This window comes from Ignatzschineria indica (assembly GCF_003121925.1).
Taxonomy (GTDB): Bacteria; Pseudomonadota; Gammaproteobacteria; order Cardiobacteriales; family Wohlfahrtiimonadaceae; genus Ignatzschineria; species Ignatzschineria indica.
In genome coordinates, this window is record NZ_QEWR01000003.1 from 81514 (window position 1) to 99113 (window position 17600).

Genomic DNA, 17600 nt, shown 5'->3' on the forward strand with positions numbered 1-17600 from the left:
AGATAAATACTTTAATCTTTCGTTTTCTAATTATTAATATTATGCCAAAGCCTCTTGATATCATCATCTGTGAATTTGTCACTTGAATAAAAATCAAAGCCGAAAATTTCAAGCTCTTGGAACCGCGCCTTAGAATCACTTCCATTTAAATATATGGACCTAACATAATTATTATCAGGAATGGCATCAAGCGGGCATAAATAGATAGTTCGTCCATTTATTGTAAAGCGAGAGTCCTTTCCATCAAATACGACTACTAAAGAAATCAACTCTCCCACAATGTTTCTGTCAATTATAGTAAATTCTTTATCTCCAACACTCGATCTTACGACAATTCCTTCGCCACTAGGCAAAGGATGAAGATAAAAATATCCTCCCTCAACGCCAAAAGATAAAAGCCTAAGATTAATCATAGGAACTATTTCTACCGTGTTTATTCTAAACTTTACAGCAATGGAAACTTGGAGCTTTTTATGGGTTTGAGAATTTTTAACACTTGACTTGTATCCCTTTCTTGAAAGTTCTAAATAGTTGCCATAAAATCCTGACTTAATTCGGCTTACTGCGGGAGTTTCATAATCACCTAAAACCTCAATCATGGATTCAACATATGATAAGTTCCCATAATCAGAAGGCAGGGCTTCACTATCGTCTACCATCTTTGTTCTGTTCGCATTAAATGAAAAAATTGGCTTTAATCCAATTGGTGTTACGATCTCTTTACCGCTAAAATTTCCATTCATATTCTTGTTTAATCTAATTATTTGTGTCATTAGTCATTTCCTTGTATTTTTCTAACATTTTAAAAACAATATAGTTATTTGCAGTCTCATTTAAATGAGATTTGTTCATCTGAAAAGAAGGTGGAAGCTCGTCATTATTCAGAGCCACTAAATCCTCTTCTGTTTTATTTAATCCTGTGAACTCCCACATCTCATCAGATTGAATCATGTCAAAAATAGACATGAATTTATCACCAAACCTACGCTTTAAGAGCTTATTGCACTCGAGCACATTGCTTTTAATAGCCTCGCTACTTCCCTGATTCACAAAGTGATCAAGAACGACATAATCAATATCTTGCGACTCATAAAATTTAACTAGTGCTAAAGTTTTATGAAAAATATCCTCACCGACTCCCAGCTGTGATCCGAGATTATTTTTCCCAGAATTAATAAATACGAAATCAAAAAGTCCAATATCTGTTACAAAATTAATCTCTGAATTCATCAAAATTGGTGAGTCTTTATTTGATCTAAAAATATATTTATCATTAGAAAAAAGGATATCTCCCGTCAATCCGTTATCAAGCGTTACAGAGAACATATCCATGCCTCTATCAATTTCCCATGATGTAGTAATACTGTTAACTCCCTGTTTAATTTCATCAGACAAGAATTTAATAGTTGCCGGAAAACCAGCTCGAACTGCAATAGAATCAAATCTAGCACCTGAATCGCCCAATAATGCCAATTCATGTCCTTCAAAATATTTCTTAATAAGATTATGCATCAGCCAAACACTAGAGCTTCCAACAAAACCGATATCATTACGATATTTTTTAACCCCTATTCTGCTTGCGATATCGCGAATGACAAAGTCTGGGAAACGACCATTTTCATCAAGCGCAAGATGCGTAACGACTCCTTCTTTAGATACTATGGCAAACATTAAATCTGATTGATCTGGGAGCTCTTCATGACTCACTCCTTGCCTTTTTGCGATCCCTTTAATTGCAGTCTTTGATGGAAGCCCTTCTTTGTCAACTTCAAGCCAAGTCCTGCGCCCTTCTGCATCAATCACTTTAAATAAGCTTTCATTATCATATTCATTGTCATATGTTTTTTGAGTGTGTTTCTGAGATTTTGATAACTCAAGAACTTTACTAATTGAAGTGACATCTTTTTCTAATAAAACTGCAATCCCACTATTATTTTGATAAGAATCAATCCCACCATCTCTTAATACTAAGAAAACATCCTTATTTTCTGTTTTGCTTAACCCCTCTTCGATACTTGCATAAATCCCAGAACTAACCTGAGATCCTTGAGTGAGCTCTCTTGCTTTATCGGCTTCTGATTTTGCCTCTTTAGCTGCCTGCTCTGCTGCACCAATATTAATATCCGCTTCTTTCTGCAAATTTCTAATAGAACGAACTTTAGTTCCATCTTTTGCTGTATATGTTGCATCCTCATCGCCGTGAACAAAGATATTCGCTTTGCTTACATCATCTTCAAGCTGATCCGTTGCTCTTAAAATTCTACTCATCTACTATTCTCCAAACTTTTCTGGCATATCTTCATTAATCAATTCGTGAAGTGGATCGATGGCTCGTTCAAACACATCAGCATTTCTTTCAAAGAATTCATGCTCTTGCATTAAATTGAGTTCCATCACTTCTAGTTCTGCTGTGACGATATAAAGAACATTCTCTTCATTAGTCACTGAAAACGGGTTATCAGGATTCGTGAACCGCGCCTTCATGTCCTTTACTTCGTCGTCAAATAAAAGCGGGGTGAGAAAAAATCCCCACCCCGCGTCTGCCCCCACTAGCTCAAAAACAAAAAACCGAAAGTCTTTCATATCAACTCTCGGTATTTTCCATTTCACTTGTACTTTTGTTGTGATCGACTTGCTTCGCCGTCGGTGCCTTGCTCTACCGCTTTCCATTTTTGTGCGATAGAAGGCATTGCTGGGAGCGTATGAATACTCCATAAATGGACAAGGTAATCGCTCTGGCCACTTATAAAGAGCCCTCTTATTACTCATAAAGCACTCCTTTAATAGATCATATAATTAATAGCTGATTCACTTCGATCTCCGGAACTATCGATTGCATAGGCTTTGAATTCAACTTGTTTCTCTTTCGGTACCTCCTCAGGATCAATAATTGCTTCAGATTCAAATTGCCTAGTGATTGTAGCTTCCTGTCCTTTTAATAGAGCGCCCGTCCAAATAACAATCCCATCTTGTTCAATGAAGTAGCTTATTGCCGTATCAAGATCAACCCCCATGATTGTGATATCTGCATAGACTGGATTATTACCTCTTTTATCAACTCGTAATCCCGGTCTAGTTTTACTTATTGCAGATTCATCTGGCGTGACCTCCCCAACCCATACAAACCACTCGCCCACATAGGTACCAATGACTCTTGCACGAATAAATATTTGTCCGCCAAATGGAAGCTTGCTAGTGAATAATGGCGTTTCCCCTTTATATAGAGCTTCCCACTCTGCAGCTACCCCTACACGAACCTCGAATTCATATTCCAAAGCTCCCCTAGCCTGATTACAAGACACTTCAAAAATGTTTCGTTGGATTGATTTCTTAACTCTGATCCATGTAACTGCTAATACTTCTTCGATGTCATCATGCGGAGGAACAATAATCGGCATTTCTAACTCATTCTCAGCATTGTGAGGATAATCATCATAGATAACACCACTTAGAGATACTTGATTGTTACTACCTGGAACAACGCCTGTAATAACAAGTTTTCTACCTATGCGCTCGGTGTTACCAAAGATATAATGAGTTGGTTCACACCAACTACCATCGCTTAAATTAGGTTGACCTTTTTCATCTAAAGGCAAATCTGGAATAATTCCGCTAGTTGCTGAACGTCTTTTAATAGCATAAGTTCCTAATACGCTACCATCTCTTGCTCTAAGACAAATAACATTATTACCACTCCACTCAAGCTCTTCACTGGTGTGGATTACATTACCATTAAAATGTTGAATTCTTCCCGTAGATCCCCATTCGGGATTATCATAAGAAACTAAAACTTCATTACCATAGCTAACAGACATTCCTTCAAGCTCAGTACTCCAGCTGAGAAACTCTCTCTGTACTCTATGCATCGCTGCTCTATGAATGCCTTCTCTCCACGCTTGTTGTGGACTAGTAATTGAATGCATCGCAATCCTCATAGGTTTTAACATCTTACTATCAGGTAAAGCGCATATCATATCTGCAGACTTCCAAGAAACAGGATCTGTATACTCAACGATTATATGATCAGCTTCCCCTGTTTTAGGGAAAACATACTGCGTTTGATAACTATCTTTTACAATATTTTCAGGAGTAAACATTTGTGTTGGCGCTATTCTCGGCTCATTTCTTACAAAATCAATGATACCCGCAACATAAATAGGCTTAGCTCTACCTACTTCTAAAACTCTTGTTAAAGCTTCCCAAACTGTCAGTTGTTCAGTGAAATACCCATCAAAAAAATCGGAGCGGCCATACCAGATGCGATCAAGTCTCTCGAGCTCTTTCAAGTTAATTCGACTATCCTTAAGCCCTCTTCCATACTCTTTGTTTCTCAGAATATCTGCTGCAGCCCAAGCAATTGACCTTGTAGGTTGCTTAACCCATTCAGTACCATTAAAGACAGGCAAAATTCTAGTGGCAATAACATTTACTCGTCTTGCAATGCTATTGTTTAAATTATTACTTGATCTTATTTTTACAGCTAACATTGTCACATTTCCATAATAATGCTTATTTGGCATATATGATCGCAATCCAACCCACTGAATTTCATCACTAATTCTTGTTGAGTTATTAGCTGCTGTAGCCCTGCCAACACGGACTTCATATCGTCCTTTAGGTACTTTAAATGTATAACTCAACGGGATAGCATCAATAGTTCCAGCATGAATCCAGATTCCTGTATTAAAAAAATCTTTAGTTGCAGATCTAAAAGCCCTATAAATTATACTGGTGTTATTTTTAGGTATTTCCCGTGTCTCTTTGGTAAGGCTAAACCAGTCTCCCGCAGGTTGATTGCTATCATCAACAAGTCTAGCTTGTGCAATAAAACCCACACTTCTAGTAGTAGGATTCCCATTATCATCCATATAGGCTAGTCCACGAGGAAGGTAAATATCAATTCCTATAGTGTCAGTTTGAGCCCCAAGCGGAGTTGCAATGAACCCACCTTTAAATTGAATGTTTGCAGTCAACTCCGAATATACTGTTGTTTTTTCATAAGTAGGCTCCCAATAATCACTTGATGGGGGTCTCCCTTTTTTATCATTTATCGCTTTAGATGTCGTTCTTTCCCGATAGCCAACAATATGTTCATTACCATTTTCAGAACCTTCAAGCTTCAAGCCTTGTACTTCTGGTGCCGTATAAACATTATCAGGAAATAAATCTACTTTCTCATTCGGTCCATAAACTTTATATTCAATATCGTCATAATTATCGAATGGGGTATTTTCAATATATAACTCTTCAATATCAGCCTCTCCCTGAGTTACGATAAATAATTGATACAGATAAACCCCATCACCAGACATTTCGTTATATGGTTGCGCCGCTAAATCAAGATAAATCCTTCTACGCCCATACAACGTTGCGATAGGAGCTCCCGCTTTTGCTTGATTTGACTGCGGCCCAATAAAATTGACTTGCTTTGCTTGTGCTCCATCATTATTAAAACCGCCTCCCAACTGAGGTGCCGGCAATAATGCATTCACCAGCAGTGACCCACCTATCATGATTCCTGCCTGCATTGCAGCTGTTCCGAAAGCTCCAAATCCAGCAAGAGGCGGTACATAAATCGCTGCGACCATCACCGCAACCATTAAAACAAGTCGAAGAGGATTACTACCCCCACCACCACCTTTTAAGTGAGGAGGAAGCGCAATAAGAACCATTAAGTTATCAGCACCAACTAGCTGATCCCAATCTTTCTCGAGTTTATAATCCCCATCTACAGAAACAACAAAGACACTATTTCTAGTGCCTTTCTCATCTATTACCCCTTGCTTTTTTAACAGCTCTCGAATTGATGTTGGCTCTGTTAATTTATAAAAGTTAGGATTTAGAGCCGGTCTAAATGGGTCTTGCAACTCAACAATATTTTTATCCATTTTTAAACCTATAAAATTTTAAATTTGCATAAAGAGAAGCTCTTAACTCATGTTCTTTTTGCCAAAGAACGCCATTGCCTCGCTCACAATGAAGAACGCCGCCGCCCTCAAAATCCAACCAAACACCGCAATGAGGGTCATTACCTGAGCGCATTAATACCCCACAGCCATGGAAGGGCCTATCAATCATTTCCCAATTACCAGACTTCATCTGTTTACTATAAAGTTCAGCTAACGGATCACCAAGACTCGTCTTGGGCAAATTAATTCCAAAAAATCGCCTCTGTACATCTCTAAGCAACCCCCAGCAATTAAACTTATTATTTTCACCATTTGCATTATCACCATATCGGTAGTTAGTGACGTAATAAACGACATCACTAGGTGTTATAAGAGAGTGTTGGAAATCTGTCATGTATATACCTCGTCAATGGAAATGCTGCGTGAAATACATCTTCAACATTTGCTGTTAATTGAATTTGATAGTTGTTTGCAGTAGCATCCAAAACTTCCATTTCAATGGGAACTTTCATCTGTGGTCCCGCATCTAAAGAGCTATCAAGATATGGTCTGAAAACAACCTTTACAGGATCTTCCCTCTTTACTGCCTCACTAATATGATTCGTTATCTCACGACTAACATTATCAAAAGTTAATTGAATCTCAGGAATTGTTCCCTCTTCAACTTTTGGTAAACTGAGCTCCCAAGGTGCTCCAATAAACTCAACCATTTCCCCAGGATTAGTGTCAGCCTCATCTTCTAGCTTTGCGATTATATTATCGTTACCTTGAACTAATCTAATCGGCACTTCAAAAGCCGGATGATTTATCTCAATAGTGTAATAAATAATTTCGTGACCAGGTGCTGATGCAAAAGCCTCCTGCATTGCTTCTTCAAATGTTGCCATTTATTTCTCCCATAAAAAAAGCCCGCAAATGCGAGCTATGTAATCCAATGTAGTCCAACTTAATGCAAAAGATGGTTTTCTACTGTTGCTTTTACTTTGTTAGATAAATGCTTCATCCCAACATTATCCTTTGATAAATTTGCCATCATTAAGTAGGTATTTAAAACATAACTGCTGTTTATTAAGGAATGCCTATGTTTCAACTCACCATCTATCATGTGCTTTTTGTCATCAAACAGCATTGTTACAATTTCTGTTTCTCTACTCTTGATATAACTCTTTAATTTCTTACATAAAGAACTCACTGTATCCATCAGAGCATGCCCTCTTACATAAAGATAAGATTCAGAAGTGTCTATACCTTTCTCTTTTAATATCTCACATAATAAAACTGGAGCATCCCTGTCATCTACTTTAAATAAAGAATCTTTATCACCATCTATAAATCTATCAATTACATCACTCGTAGATAAGTCGCACAACTTGAAACTCTCAACTAAATTTTCAGGACTATTCATACTATCCACATCAGAGAATAGAGCAGTTATCTTTGATAGTTCTTGATAACATAAAAAGGAATACCTATTCATAAAATCATCAAAATCAAAATTTAAATACTCATAGTTTTGGTTTAATTGATTTATAAACTTCTTTACGATACTTTTATCTAGAATAATTCCTTCAATGCTATATACATAAGTGTCAAAAATAAAAGGGCTATCAAATTTTTCAACTTCAAACCCGACAATCCTATCTAAATCTGCATCAATAGCAATCATTTGCCCCGCATGCAATTTTCCTTCTTCAAGTAATTTTAATAACCCTCTTCTTCCGGAACTCTGACCATACGTAACTACCTCAAAATACTCTGCAAATCCAAGTGTGCTAAGTATCTTCTTCCAATGGTCTTTGTCATAGGTAGCCTCAACATATAACAATGTCCTTGCAACTCCATCCTTGGCAGACATGGTCTGCGAAGAATTAAGATAATCCGGATTATTCAAAAATTCATCAAAAGTTCTTGGACTAGTCATTGTTAGAGCTGATCTCCCTTATATCAACATAGGAGTCTCTCCAGCCTTTCATAACCAAAGCCGGACTATGTGTCGCCACTATGATTTGACTATAATTATTTATCTTTCTGATTTCTTCTAATAACTTACTCTGCCAATTAAGATGTAATGATATCTCTGGCTCATCCATTAATATCAAATCATGCTTTTGTGCAGCAGCCAATGCAACATTAATCAAAATATATGTAATTTGTCGCTCACCAGCTGAAAGATCTTGAAGAGTTAATTGCTTACCTTTTTTATTATAAAACTTTATCGTAGAGTCAGTTATAACGACCTTTTTAGAAATATCCTCAAAAAAATTATTAAATACTCTCTCCAAGCCGCTTATGCTTTCCTTATTTTTTTGAGAACCAATAAATAACTCAAAAGATCTTCTTACTTCTTCATCAAAATAGTTGGTTTTAACCCCTGTACTATCTTTGAACTCTCTAGAGAGATTTGCTAAAAGATCAACTGTAGAAATTGATGTAATGCTCATTCTAGGCTCATGCTTTAAAAATTCTCGTTCGAAAGTATCAACTTTAGATATATCTTTCAAATTCACATCTAGCTTTACTAAATGAGCTCCATACGCCTCTTTAACTGCATCAAAAAATTTAGGTAGCAACATTTTCTTTAATGCTTCTTCCGCTCCTTTTTCAAATTGAGCTTTATTTCCTTTTGATATTTTACTGGAATATTGATCAAGAATTTTCTGAAACTCTTTTATTTCGAAAAAGTTAGCATCTAAGCTAATTGACTCATAAATATCGCGATTAGTACTTATTTTTACTGATGAATACAACGACCTACTAATAAAATCAGTTCCTGTCATCATATCTCGAATTAGCTGCAATATCGTTGTCTTGCCAACACCATTATCCCCAACTAAAATAGTTGTATCTTGTTTTTGGGGTATTTCCCAATTGATAGATACATCATTAAATAAGTCTAATATTTCTATACTTTTTATGTGTGTTTTTTCTTTCATAATATTAGAGACTTACTTCCTTAAATATAAAATAAAGTTTTTTGAGCTATAGGAGCCCAGACTGTAATAATTCTAACAAGTATATACTAGTTAGAATATTCATGTAATAGCTAGCCTCTCTATATATCAGTGCTCATAAATTACCTTACCTGCTTTCTTAATCCCCAATTTGATTCCATGGCTCTAGAAAACGGCCCTCCGCTCGACATATCTTTTTGCAAAGCATTAGTCACGCCATTAATAATCACATCTAAAATAGGCATACCGTTTTCATCAGATCTTTGCCTTGTTTCGACTTCTGCCGGAGAGTTATTTACAATATTTACAGTAATTGGAGTACTGACTTTAGTGGCTAATCCGCCTCGTAAGCTTTCGAGGGTTGCATCAAGCTTTGCTGAAGTATTAGCAGTAACAACTCGCTCCCCTTTTTCAAGAAGCCAAGTACCCGTTTCCGGAACTTTATCAAGCCCACTATGAGCCATCCCTTTAAGTCCCGTTGCTGCAATAACTCCTGCATTAGCTAAGCCAATACCTTTGACCATAGCCCCTACAGACATACCCATAATTGGGTCTGGGTATGCTGCAAGTGCCTTTGCTCCTGCCTCATTCGCGCTAACTATTGCATTTGCGAAAGAGGCAGCTTTATTAGTAAGGAACATGGCTTTATAAATAGCTCCTGATTCTATACCGGCTTCACGTAAAGCGCTCAGTGAATCTGATGTAAGATTCACTCCAAGATTGAGCAGCTCTTGATTCATCTCTCCTTCAAACTGAGATCTGCGCTCTCGATATTGCTCCTCTAACTCTTCTCTCCGCTGCAAAGACTCCGCAAGTGCGCTCTCCTCATTACCATAAGCTAATTCTAACTTTTGCAATTGCTCTTCACGCCAAGCATCAAGCTGAGCCATATTTTCACCAATACGCGCCAATTGAGCAGTAAGAGTATCTCCACCACTACCCATATCAGGCATATCAGTACTCATTGATTCATAAGCAGATCGACGAACTGCAAGAATATCCTCCTCAGACGCGCCATACCGCTTCAAGATATCTAGATTTTTAGCAAGCTCTTGCCCTCTTCTCTCTTCATCAGAAAGAGTGCCCTCCATTACCTTTCGATATTCTGCTGCAATGTCGATAGATTTAGTGGAAATTCTCAAAGATCGCTCTTTTGCGTCTTGTTCTGCGAATGCAGCCCTAACAGCTTTTAGCTCGGCAGTCTCTTCACCATCATCACCTTTAAGATAATCGTATTTAGTAGTTTTTCTTAATTCATACTCAAAAACTGCTGAATTAGTTTTTAATCCCATTCTTGCAGTCTGATCTTCAATTTTTGCAATCAAGTCATCAAATTGATCATTAACACCACTTAAGTCACTAACGCTTGTTGTTCCTAGTCTTTTCATATGGCCAATCACCATCTGAATTTTCTCGGAAGTTTCATCTATTTTTTGATTTGTTGTATCAATTTCCCCGCCCAGCCGTATCTCTTCGATAGTCATTCTAGCAATCGCATCACTAACTCTATCTACCTGTGAATTACTTAAATGCTTCCTACGTTCTGGGTTCTCAAGTTTATCCCTAGCATCCTCAAGATTAGCTGCTAGTTTTTGATACTCCTCTTTCTCTCCTTGTAGTTTTTCTTTTAAATTATCCAAATGGATATCAAAATCAAGCTTCTTTGCGTTGGCTTGTCTCATTGTTAGTTTTGAAATCACTTGTTCCAAATCATCAAGCGACATCGCCAATTCATCACTGCTGATTTTTGTTTTATCTTGAGAGCTTTTTAGTGCTAAGAATGATAGAGAGGTTAAAATAGCAATACCTAGCGGCCCCCCAAGAGCGCCAAGAGCAATTCTCAATCCGTTTACTGCCACTGTTTTAGTGCCAATAGCAATAGCGGCAGTTTTAGAAGCTCCCCCCACTCTTTTTGCGGCAGTAGCATTTATTATTTGAGCGGCTGAATTTAATCCAAAAGCAATGGTATTTGCTGCTATTTTGCTTGTTAAAGTCACGCCAAAAGTAATCGCTAAAGCCTTAATAGCTATTCCAAGATTATCAACTACAACCCTTGCTGTTTCTAAGTGCTCTTCAATATCCTCTAAGGATATTGAATTTAAATAGGATTCTATGTCAGGCAAAAATTCAGAAAGTATCTGTAAGGAAAGATTACCAAACGCGCCTTTCATCTCTCCTATCTTGCCAAGAACAACATCTGCTGATTTTGCCATTTCTGTAGAATACACATATCCTAACCGCTCGGCTCTATTAGTTAATTCAGCTATTTCATCCTTACTTAGTTGAAACATATTAATAAGTCCACGAGCGGAATCTCCAGCTATATTCTGTAAAGATCTTAATTGCTCTCCTCGTGACAACCCCTCCATCGCCTTGCTAATAGCTAAAATTCTTTCTTCCAAAGGAAGATTTAACAGCTCTTTTGCATTAAGACCTAAACGCTTTAAAGTATCTGCAGCTGACCCCTTACCATTAACAGCCGCGCCTAACCTTGAATTCAATCTAAGCATAGAGGAATCAAGGGATTGGATATCTGATCCCGTCTGAACTGCAATATAGCGAAATGTCGTCAGTTCTTCAGTAGTAAGTCCTATTTTCTCAGCAAACACTCCAGCGCTTGCTGCTGCTTGAACGCTTCCTCTAATCCAATTATCAAATGCCGATACAGTTAAAGTTAATCCGATCAAGCCGGCAATATTTCTAAGCGTGTTGCCCATTGATTTAACGCTCTTTTCTACCTCTCGAATAGAACGTTGCATCTTCCGAGTTTCTGCTTTTGTTGCTCGCTCTGCCTGCGTAAAACCGTTAACCCAGCCCCCCATCTGAGCGACTAGATCCAGTGTTAAAGTACCTAAGCTATTGCTCATAACAATCCCCACTCCTCAAATACTTGCTTCACATCACTATCAATCGCAGGCTTTTTATAGAGATTTGGAAAATGCTTAGAAAGATCAACTTTCCCTTTACTGTTTACCTGCTCAAACATAGAAGAAATAAGCCCCACAGATTGCTCAACCCTACTTCCAATATTTAACGATCCCTTTTCTCTCATGTATCGCATCCAAATAGAGACCTCTTTGTGACTTAAATTTTCTTGAGATTCTTTAATAGAGTTCCCCCCTATCTGATTTAGCACCATCTCGCACCAAAACTCCTCTAAAGAAGTTAAAGGGGGTTCTACTTTCCCTCAGAACTACCCTTGCTTTCTGAAAAGTTATTAAAAGCATTTACCGCAGCCATAAGCGCAAAAACAAGGTCAGCACTTAGAGATTTATCAGCAGTTCCTTTTATTTGTTCTTTCGTAAAAATTGGCTCGCCTTTTTCATTGCAAATTGAATAGGCAATTCTTTCTGCTAATAAATCCATCGTTGCTTCTTTATCACTTTCAGGCTCCGATCTCATTACTAATGCAAACGATAAAGGCCTGATAAATACAGTTGCAGTATGCTTTTTGCCATCCTCATCTGTTATCTCAATCTCTCTTCTAACTGGCCCCAAATTTAATACATCTTCTAATTTCATTTATGCTTTCTCCCTTAAATTTTGCTCATAAAAAAAGCTCGCTTATGCGAGCTATATAATTAATGATTTTTATCATATAGAATCTGTACCATCCTTGTTATTACCAAACTCCATATAATCAAACCATGCCTGACTTCTATACATCAATTCCACAAACTCTATTGTTTCTTCATCTTTCAATAACAAAAAAATATCTATCTCTTTAACGATATCACTCTTGCTTGGCTTGAGTTTTCCAGATATGCCGCTGATTTCAAAAGTTAGATCTTTTAAATTAAGCCCCCACCTATCTGATATTTTTTTTAAAAAATCATTCTTATCAAGACTACTATTAAAGCTTGATGTCAGTCTAACGCTTACAATATTCCCGTTTACAACATCCACATCTTGCATAATGTAAAAATCATCACTGGAATATAAACGATACCTCTTCACTCCTCGATCATTAGACTCGAGCCGTAATTTTGAATGTTCCTCTAAAGGGCATCCAATCTTATAGTTTCTAACCTCCTCATAAGGCTGATCACAAGCAAACGACAATCCGAACATCAATACAGGTAACAACAATAAACGCTTCATAAGATCTCCTAAATTTGTTTAGTTAATCTTACCCTAGCTGTCTTTTTTAGTTAAAATTGATTTCATATCTAGCCTCGAAGAAAGTACAACAAAGTAAACAATACCGGCGCCGCTCCAAAGCAAATAAACATAATTGAAGCACCAATACTCTTGATTAAAATAGCTTTTCCTGCAGCTTTCTCAGAAGCTTTACCTTCAAGTGTGGTTTCCATACTCACCCCCAATGTTAGACATTTCGTTAGTTTTTCAATATACTTATCTTTATCCATAGATTGGTTGATCTCCTTATTAGATCAATCAAAAAGCGTTGAGTGTTTGCCGCACTACAACGCTTTTTTTATGTATTAAAAACCCCTTTCGGGGCTTATGTGAACAGTTAACTATTTGTCACCAGTTTTAGGAGAGGTTTGAGTTGTAGTTTTTACAACTCCCGGCTTTTTCAAAGTAGGAATAGGCTGACTAGCAGTGCTGATCGGCGATGTTACTTTCGTATTATCATCTTCCGGGAACTCTAATGGAAAATCTCCTAACTCTCCATCCCATTGCACCCAGCTTCGATCCGTAGGAAGTGTTACTACCCCATCTACTAACTTTGGAATCTCTCCGCCGTCACTCGGACCATCGCCCATCCCTAAAATCCAATGCAATGACTTTCTAGCCATAAACATATCAAGTAAATAATGATGGCTTGGCTCATCCGTTGATAGTTGGATTGCAATTGAGCCATCACTGGGTTCACCTAGCCCTGTTCGATAAGTGTTGGTTTTTGTTTCTTTTACGTTCGTCGTTTTAATTTTCTTTCGTGGTGCTGATCCAGGATCAATACCTACCACTTCTTCGATTTCAGTTAAAACTAAAGTATCTGATGCTGCCGACTCAGGCCCTACTGTAAAAATACGCATACCCTGCGTCCAAACTAATCCACTCATACTAATTTCCTTTTCTAATAAAACTCATATCAATCGTTCTTCGATACAACTTTGTTCCCGCTTCAGGTAACGGTCCTATTCTTAAAACAGCAATGCCCTTCCCAAGAAAGGCACTCTCAAGAATCTCTCCTATTTTTTTGGCCTCATTCCCATTTTTCGCATAAATATCAAACTGGACTCTGTGCTTGTTCAGCATCGATTTATTTTTGATGCCGTAATTAGGAGTCTCTGTAATGTTCGTCCATACTGCATACGGAGCATTAGGATCTTCTCTCGTAATGCCATAGGGATAAATCTTGTTTTTCCCTTTAAAATATTCTTGAATCTCAGGAGACTTTGTAACTACATCCCATATAAAATCGTCCATTTATTTCACCCAATAAAAAAGCCCGCCTAAGCGAGCCTATATAAAACAGTAAAAACACATCTCTTCTATTTTTTAAGTTTTGGATATTTTTCTAATAGCTTATTATAAAACATCTCATTATTACTTTTAATTTCATCCCACGAGATAGCTTCAGATTCTAGTTCCTCTAAAGTCTTTAAGACCTGAAGTTCACTCGGCATTTTTATTTCATCATAAAGAAATATAACCCCATTATCCCTATCACGCCAATCCTCTAATAAATCTAAAATAACCCTTTCTCGCTTCTGATAAGTCATTAGCTTTTCTTTCAGATCCCTATCTTCTGACGACCTAATTTCAATTTTTTTATCAGCGATATATTGATCTACGTTTAGTGAATTAATACTTTCATCTCTCTTAATTCCCATATAATCAAAAAATCTCTTTTGATCTCTATTTAAAGGTATTGATTTAGCTCGCTTCTGGTCACTATCCTCAAACGAAACACTGGAAATAACTTTAGCTATATCCTTCATAGGAGGCATATCTAAAACAACGCCGAAGCTCCCCTCATTTCTACTATTTTTCCATCCCCCAATTATTTTTGCCTTCACTAAAATAACAACGTGAGAGTTTAAATGCAGCTTTCCCTTTTCACGTATCAAAGCGTGAGCATCCCTTTGGCTCAGATGTCCAACTTGTTTTCCCTCAATATACACCGCCTGAGCATTTGGATCATATCTATTAGCTGGCACATGTTGCAACTCAGCAATTACCTCAAGGGATTTTGATTCTTCTTCTTTTGCTCCGGCTATTGTTAATAAACTTCTCTGATAGTGACTTTCGCCGACAACTTCACAGTTATAAGAACTATTCCACGAAAGATATCTTTTTTGAACTACACTCAATTCAGCACTAGTTTTTTGAGACTCAATGCTATTGCCTCCACTCCCCCTAGAGGACATCTCCTCTAGTCTTTTCTTAGACCAATCCAGCCATCGATTCACCATATAAACAACAAATATTACAATAACGATGGCTACAATAAGCTTAATCATAATCAATAACCCTATAAAACACCTAAATAAAATATATTTACATAAATAATACATAGGTTTTTTAATAAATCATCATTAATCGAGAACTACTTAATAACCTTATCCAGCTCTTCCTTAAAAGAACTGATAAACACTGCCGCCGCTTCTTGTTGCTTAGCTGCCATTGCCGGTCGCATAAATGGTTTTGCTTCCATTTTAACTGTGCCAAACTCAATTAGCCGCCAGTACCAAGTATCGCCACCGGATGGATTTTTATCATCATTTGGCTCACCGCCTCCACGTACACCTACACGATACTTGACTGCATCCTGTGGAGTATTTCTCTTACTTGATTTTTGAACTGTAATATTTTTAGATATATTTTCCGGAGACTTTGGATCATCTATTAATTCAGCTCTTCTCTTTGCTTCTGTTGCTACTACTTTCGCGGCTTCTCTTAATGCTTTCGGGGCAACTTCCTCTACAACTTCAAGTTGAGTTTTTTTGAGCCGCTTAATTAGCTCATCAACTCCTTTAAGATCGAATTTCATTCCCATATACACCTCTTCAGTTGTAAAGTAATCTTTGACTACTGAACTCTCCGGTATTTCCGGATAGTTGAATTTTAGACAATAAAAAACCCCAATAATCAAGGGGCTGCTATATTAATTTACATGATAATTAAATTATAAAATTAGTTGCTTACACTTAGGTATTCCAAAATATTAATCAAGAATTCTTGGCCTATGGATAGCTATTTTCTCTAGTCATTATTGATGTTTTCTTTATTCTCATTCATTACTTTCAAGTTAAAGCTTACATTCTAAAGACCCTAGCTGGATGTGTCGCAAAATAAGATCCTGATGCAATGCAGGATATATTTATAACTAACTCACCCTCTTCTTCTATAATGCTCCTTACTCTCCCAACTATCGTTTGCTTTGTGTGACCACTCATCCAACAATGTCTAGCTGAACTGCTCAAACAAAACCAAGGATTAAAACTATATTCAATTTTAATCCCATGCCCTCGATAATAAGCTTTTTTATTCTTTTTTTTATTATCCTCGATTTTATCTACATCTTTAAAATAAAAATCAGCCTGTAAAGCAATGAAAGAACCATCTTTAATCATCGACTTCAGCCAGCCTTTCTGCTTTAGGTTCTCCGTAATATCGATAATTGGTAATCTTCTTAATGTTACTTCCAAAACTGTTGCCAAATAATCAGCAATATACTTGCCGTCCCAAAAATCAAGATAATAAAAATCTGTAGATGGTCTTTTTACAGGCCATTCCTCCTCATCAATAAGAATATTATTTTGATCTAAGAATCCTTTATCTCTCAAAATTTCATATGTTACTTTATTTAAATCAGAAGGTATTATCTCCAATTTCTTTTTAAGAAATATCTCAAACAGCCTAGGTATATTAATCCACGCCCAACTCGACGATTCACTCGAGTATTTTAGATGATAAAGTTCAATTATATCTTGTTTCTCACAATCTTCTTCCCAACTTCTTTTATACCCTCTTACTCTATCTGCCGTTAAAGTAAGACTTAAATCCCTTTTAGTATGTGCTTCATCATGGTGATCAAGACATAAAACAGCTAAATTTTCTTCACTATGATCTCTAGACTCACTCCATTCTATAATATGATGAAGAATAATAGGTTTTGAAGAATCTCTACAAATACAGCAAGTATGTTTATTTTTATACATGACTCTATTTAAAATAGAAGGCGGAATAGGTGGCCTTTTCTCTAAAAATAACTTATGAACCTGATCTTCGGAAAGCCCTTTATCTATTAGCTCATCTTCAGTCATCATTTTCATTTTTTGCAATGTGTAACCTAAGTTGGCCAAATTTTGTGCTAATGTGCTATCAATACCTCTTGATAATAACGCATTTATTGTTTTGCCAGACATTTCTCTTTTGCCCTTATTAAAAATAAGTAAGATATAATATACCAAATTACTATATTTTTATTTAATATAAGATAATCCTTTATTGACAGAAAGTGTTAACCATTGAAGCCCACTTTCATTATCCGGCATCACGCCCTCGATTTCGTAAAGCTCTTCACGAAACTTAATGCGCATCTTTGCATTAATGTTCTTGTCGTATCTCACTTGTATTCGAGCTTTTACTTCTGATAATTCCGCACCGCTTGCAACAAGTTCTTTTGTGCTTAGAAAAGTGACTTTTGCAGCTACGTTTTTTCGGTATTCGCTCCACTCTTCATCACGATAAGGCCCATCTTTAATTGTTACTTGCTCAATAGTGATTCTATGTCGTAATGATCCCGCTTTAACTCCTTTCATGC

The 17600-nt window shown here is 36.9% G+C and carries 19 protein-coding genes; all 19 read right to left on the minus strand.

What is annotated here, in order from left to right; genetic code table 11:
* Positions 1-26 precede the first annotated feature (26 nt).
* Positions 27-773 (minus strand): hypothetical protein, encoded by a 747-nt coding sequence (locus tag DC082_RS06350; RefSeq protein ID WP_109236258.1) that lies wholly within the window; start codon positions 771-773, stop codon positions 27-29.
* On the minus strand, positions 757-2268 hold the full coding sequence (locus DC082_RS06355; RefSeq protein ID WP_109236259.1) for a hypothetical protein: 1512 nt from the start codon (positions 2266-2268) through the stop codon (positions 757-759). The genes DC082_RS06350 and DC082_RS06355 overlap by 17 nt, the downstream gene beginning before the upstream one ends.
* Before the next feature lie 3 nt (positions 2269-2271).
* Positions 2272-2769, minus strand: a complete 498-nt coding sequence (locus DC082_RS06360) for a hypothetical protein (RefSeq protein WP_109236260.1) — start codon at positions 2767-2769, stop codon at positions 2272-2274.
* An 11-nt stretch (positions 2770-2780) separates the two neighbouring features.
* Positions 2781-5888 carry a host specificity factor TipJ family phage tail protein gene (locus DC082_RS06365; protein ID WP_109236261.1) on the minus strand — a complete coding sequence of 1036 codons (3108 nt, stop codon included), beginning with the start codon at positions 5886-5888 and terminating at the stop codon, positions 2781-2783.
* Positions 5881-6303: an NlpC/P60 family protein gene (locus DC082_RS06370; RefSeq protein WP_109236262.1), complete on the minus strand. Its 423-nt coding sequence runs from the start codon at positions 6301-6303 to the stop codon at positions 5881-5883. The genes DC082_RS06365 and DC082_RS06370 overlap by 8 nt, the downstream gene beginning before the upstream one ends.
* On the minus strand, positions 6269-6796 hold the full coding sequence (locus DC082_RS06375) for a DUF1833 family protein (RefSeq protein WP_109236263.1): 528 nt from the start codon (positions 6794-6796) through the stop codon (positions 6269-6271). Before DC082_RS06375 ends, DC082_RS06370 begins: the two co-directional genes overlap by 35 nt.
* A gap of 59 nt (positions 6797-6855) precedes the next feature.
* Complete coding sequence (locus DC082_RS06380) at positions 6856-7830, minus strand: DUF4435 domain-containing protein (protein WP_109236264.1); 975 nt, start codon at positions 7828-7830, stop codon at positions 6856-6858.
* The gene (locus DC082_RS06385; RefSeq protein WP_109236265.1) at positions 7823-8842 is read right to left on the minus strand and encodes an AAA family ATPase; all 1020 of its coding nucleotides are present in this window, start codon (positions 8840-8842) and stop codon (positions 7823-7825) included. Before DC082_RS06385 ends, DC082_RS06380 begins: the two co-directional genes overlap by 8 nt.
* A 140-nt stretch (positions 8843-8982) precedes the next feature.
* The gene (locus DC082_RS06390; protein WP_109236266.1) at positions 8983-11727 is read right to left on the minus strand and encodes a coiled-coil domain-containing protein; all 2745 of its coding nucleotides are present in this window, start codon (positions 11725-11727) and stop codon (positions 8983-8985) included.
* Positions 11724-11999, minus strand: a complete 276-nt coding sequence (locus DC082_RS06395) for a hypothetical protein (RefSeq protein WP_109236267.1) — start codon at positions 11997-11999, stop codon at positions 11724-11726. The genes DC082_RS06390 and DC082_RS06395 overlap by 4 nt, the downstream gene beginning before the upstream one ends.
* Before the next feature lie 38 nt (positions 12000-12037).
* Complete coding sequence (locus DC082_RS06400) at positions 12038-12382, minus strand: phage tail assembly chaperone family protein, TAC (protein WP_109236268.1); 345 nt, start codon at positions 12380-12382, stop codon at positions 12038-12040.
* Positions 12383-12454: 72 nt separating this feature from the next.
* Positions 12455-12961, minus strand: a complete 507-nt coding sequence (locus tag DC082_RS06405; protein WP_109236269.1) for a hypothetical protein — start codon at positions 12959-12961, stop codon at positions 12455-12457.
* Positions 12962-13029: 68 nt separating this feature from the next.
* Positions 13030-13230, minus strand: coding sequence for a hypothetical protein (locus DC082_RS06410; protein WP_109236270.1), 201 nt, complete (start codon positions 13228-13230; stop codon positions 13030-13032).
* 111 nt (positions 13231-13341) lie between these two features.
* The gene (locus DC082_RS06415; RefSeq protein WP_109236271.1) at positions 13342-13890 is read right to left on the minus strand and encodes a phage tail tube protein; all 549 of its coding nucleotides are present in this window, start codon (positions 13888-13890) and stop codon (positions 13342-13344) included.
* 1 nt (position 13891) lies between these two features.
* The gene (gene gp17, locus DC082_RS06420) at positions 13892-14257 is read right to left on the minus strand and encodes a tail completion protein gp17 (protein ID WP_109236272.1); all 366 of its coding nucleotides are present in this window, start codon (positions 14255-14257) and stop codon (positions 13892-13894) included.
* 65 nt (positions 14258-14322) lie between these two features.
* Entirely contained in the window at positions 14323-15294 is a 972-nt protein-coding gene (locus tag DC082_RS06425) for a hypothetical protein (protein ID WP_109236273.1), read from the minus strand.
* Between the two features lie 86 nt (positions 15295-15380).
* Positions 15381-15830: an HK97-gp10 family putative phage morphogenesis protein gene (locus tag DC082_RS06430; RefSeq protein ID WP_109236274.1), complete on the minus strand. Its 450-nt coding sequence runs from the start codon at positions 15828-15830 to the stop codon at positions 15381-15383.
* A gap of 259 nt (positions 15831-16089) precedes the next feature.
* Positions 16090-17202, minus strand: a complete 1113-nt coding sequence (locus tag DC082_RS06435; protein WP_109236275.1) for an HNH endonuclease — start codon at positions 17200-17202, stop codon at positions 16090-16092.
* Positions 17203-17259: 57 nt separating this feature from the next.
* Positions 17260-17598, minus strand: a complete 339-nt coding sequence (locus DC082_RS06440) for a phage head closure protein (RefSeq protein WP_109236276.1) — start codon at positions 17596-17598, stop codon at positions 17260-17262.
* Between the last annotated feature and the right edge of the window lie 2 nt (positions 17599-17600).

Bases quoted from the DNA above. Each gene is read 5' to 3' on its own strand.
- DC082_RS06350 (WP_109236258.1), bottom strand. From the start codon at position 773: ATGACACAAATAATTAGATTAAACAAGAATATGAATGGAAATTTTAGC.
- DC082_RS06355 (WP_109236259.1), bottom strand. From the start codon at position 2,268: ATGAGTAGAATTTTAAGAGCAACGGATCAGCTTGAAGATGATGTAAGC.
- DC082_RS06360 (WP_109236260.1), bottom strand. From the start codon at position 2,769: ATGAGTAATAAGAGGGCTCTTTATAAGTGGCCAGAGCGATTACCTTGT.
- DC082_RS06365 (WP_109236261.1), bottom strand. From the start codon at position 5,888: ATGGATAAAAATATTGTTGAGTTGCAAGACCCATTTAGACCGGCTCTA.
- DC082_RS06370 (WP_109236262.1), bottom strand. From the start codon at position 6,303: ATGACAGATTTCCAACACTCTCTTATAACACCTAGTGATGTCGTTTAT.
- DC082_RS06375 (WP_109236263.1), bottom strand. From the start codon at position 6,796: ATGGCAACATTTGAAGAAGCAATGCAGGAGGCTTTTGCATCAGCACCT.
- DC082_RS06380 (WP_109236264.1), bottom strand. From the start codon at position 7,830: ATGACTAGTCCAAGAACTTTTGATGAATTTTTGAATAATCCGGATTAT.
- DC082_RS06385 (WP_109236265.1), bottom strand. From the start codon at position 8,842: ATGAAAGAAAAAACACACATAAAAAGTATAGAAATATTAGACTTATTT.
- DC082_RS06390 (WP_109236266.1), bottom strand. From the start codon at position 11,727: ATGAGCAATAGCTTAGGTACTTTAACACTGGATCTAGTCGCTCAGATG.
- DC082_RS06395 (WP_109236267.1), bottom strand. From the start codon at position 11,999: ATGGTGCTAAATCAGATAGGGGGGAACTCTATTAAAGAATCTCAAGAA.
- DC082_RS06400 (WP_109236268.1), bottom strand. From the start codon at position 12,382: ATGAAATTAGAAGATGTATTAAATTTGGGGCCAGTTAGAAGAGAGATT.
- DC082_RS06405 (WP_109236269.1), bottom strand. From the start codon at position 12,961: ATGAAGCGTTTATTGTTGTTACCTGTATTGATGTTCGGATTGTCGTTT.
- DC082_RS06410 (WP_109236270.1), bottom strand. From the start codon at position 13,230: ATGGATAAAGATAAGTATATTGAAAAACTAACGAAATGTCTAACATTG.
- DC082_RS06415 (WP_109236271.1), bottom strand. From the start codon at position 13,890: ATGAGTGGATTAGTTTGGACGCAGGGTATGCGTATTTTTACAGTAGGG.
- gp17 (WP_109236272.1), bottom strand. From the start codon at position 14,257: ATGGACGATTTTATATGGGATGTAGTTACAAAGTCTCCTGAGATTCAA.
- DC082_RS06425 (WP_109236273.1), bottom strand. From the start codon at position 15,294: ATGATTAAGCTTATTGTAGCCATCGTTATTGTAATATTTGTTGTTTAT.
- DC082_RS06430 (WP_109236274.1), bottom strand. From the start codon at position 15,830: ATGGGAATGAAATTCGATCTTAAAGGAGTTGATGAGCTAATTAAGCGG.
- DC082_RS06435 (WP_109236275.1), bottom strand. From the start codon at position 17,202: ATGTCTGGCAAAACAATAAATGCGTTATTATCAAGAGGTATTGATAGC.
- DC082_RS06440 (WP_109236276.1), bottom strand. From the start codon at position 17,598: ATGAAAGGAGTTAAAGCGGGATCATTACGACATAGAATCACTATTGAG.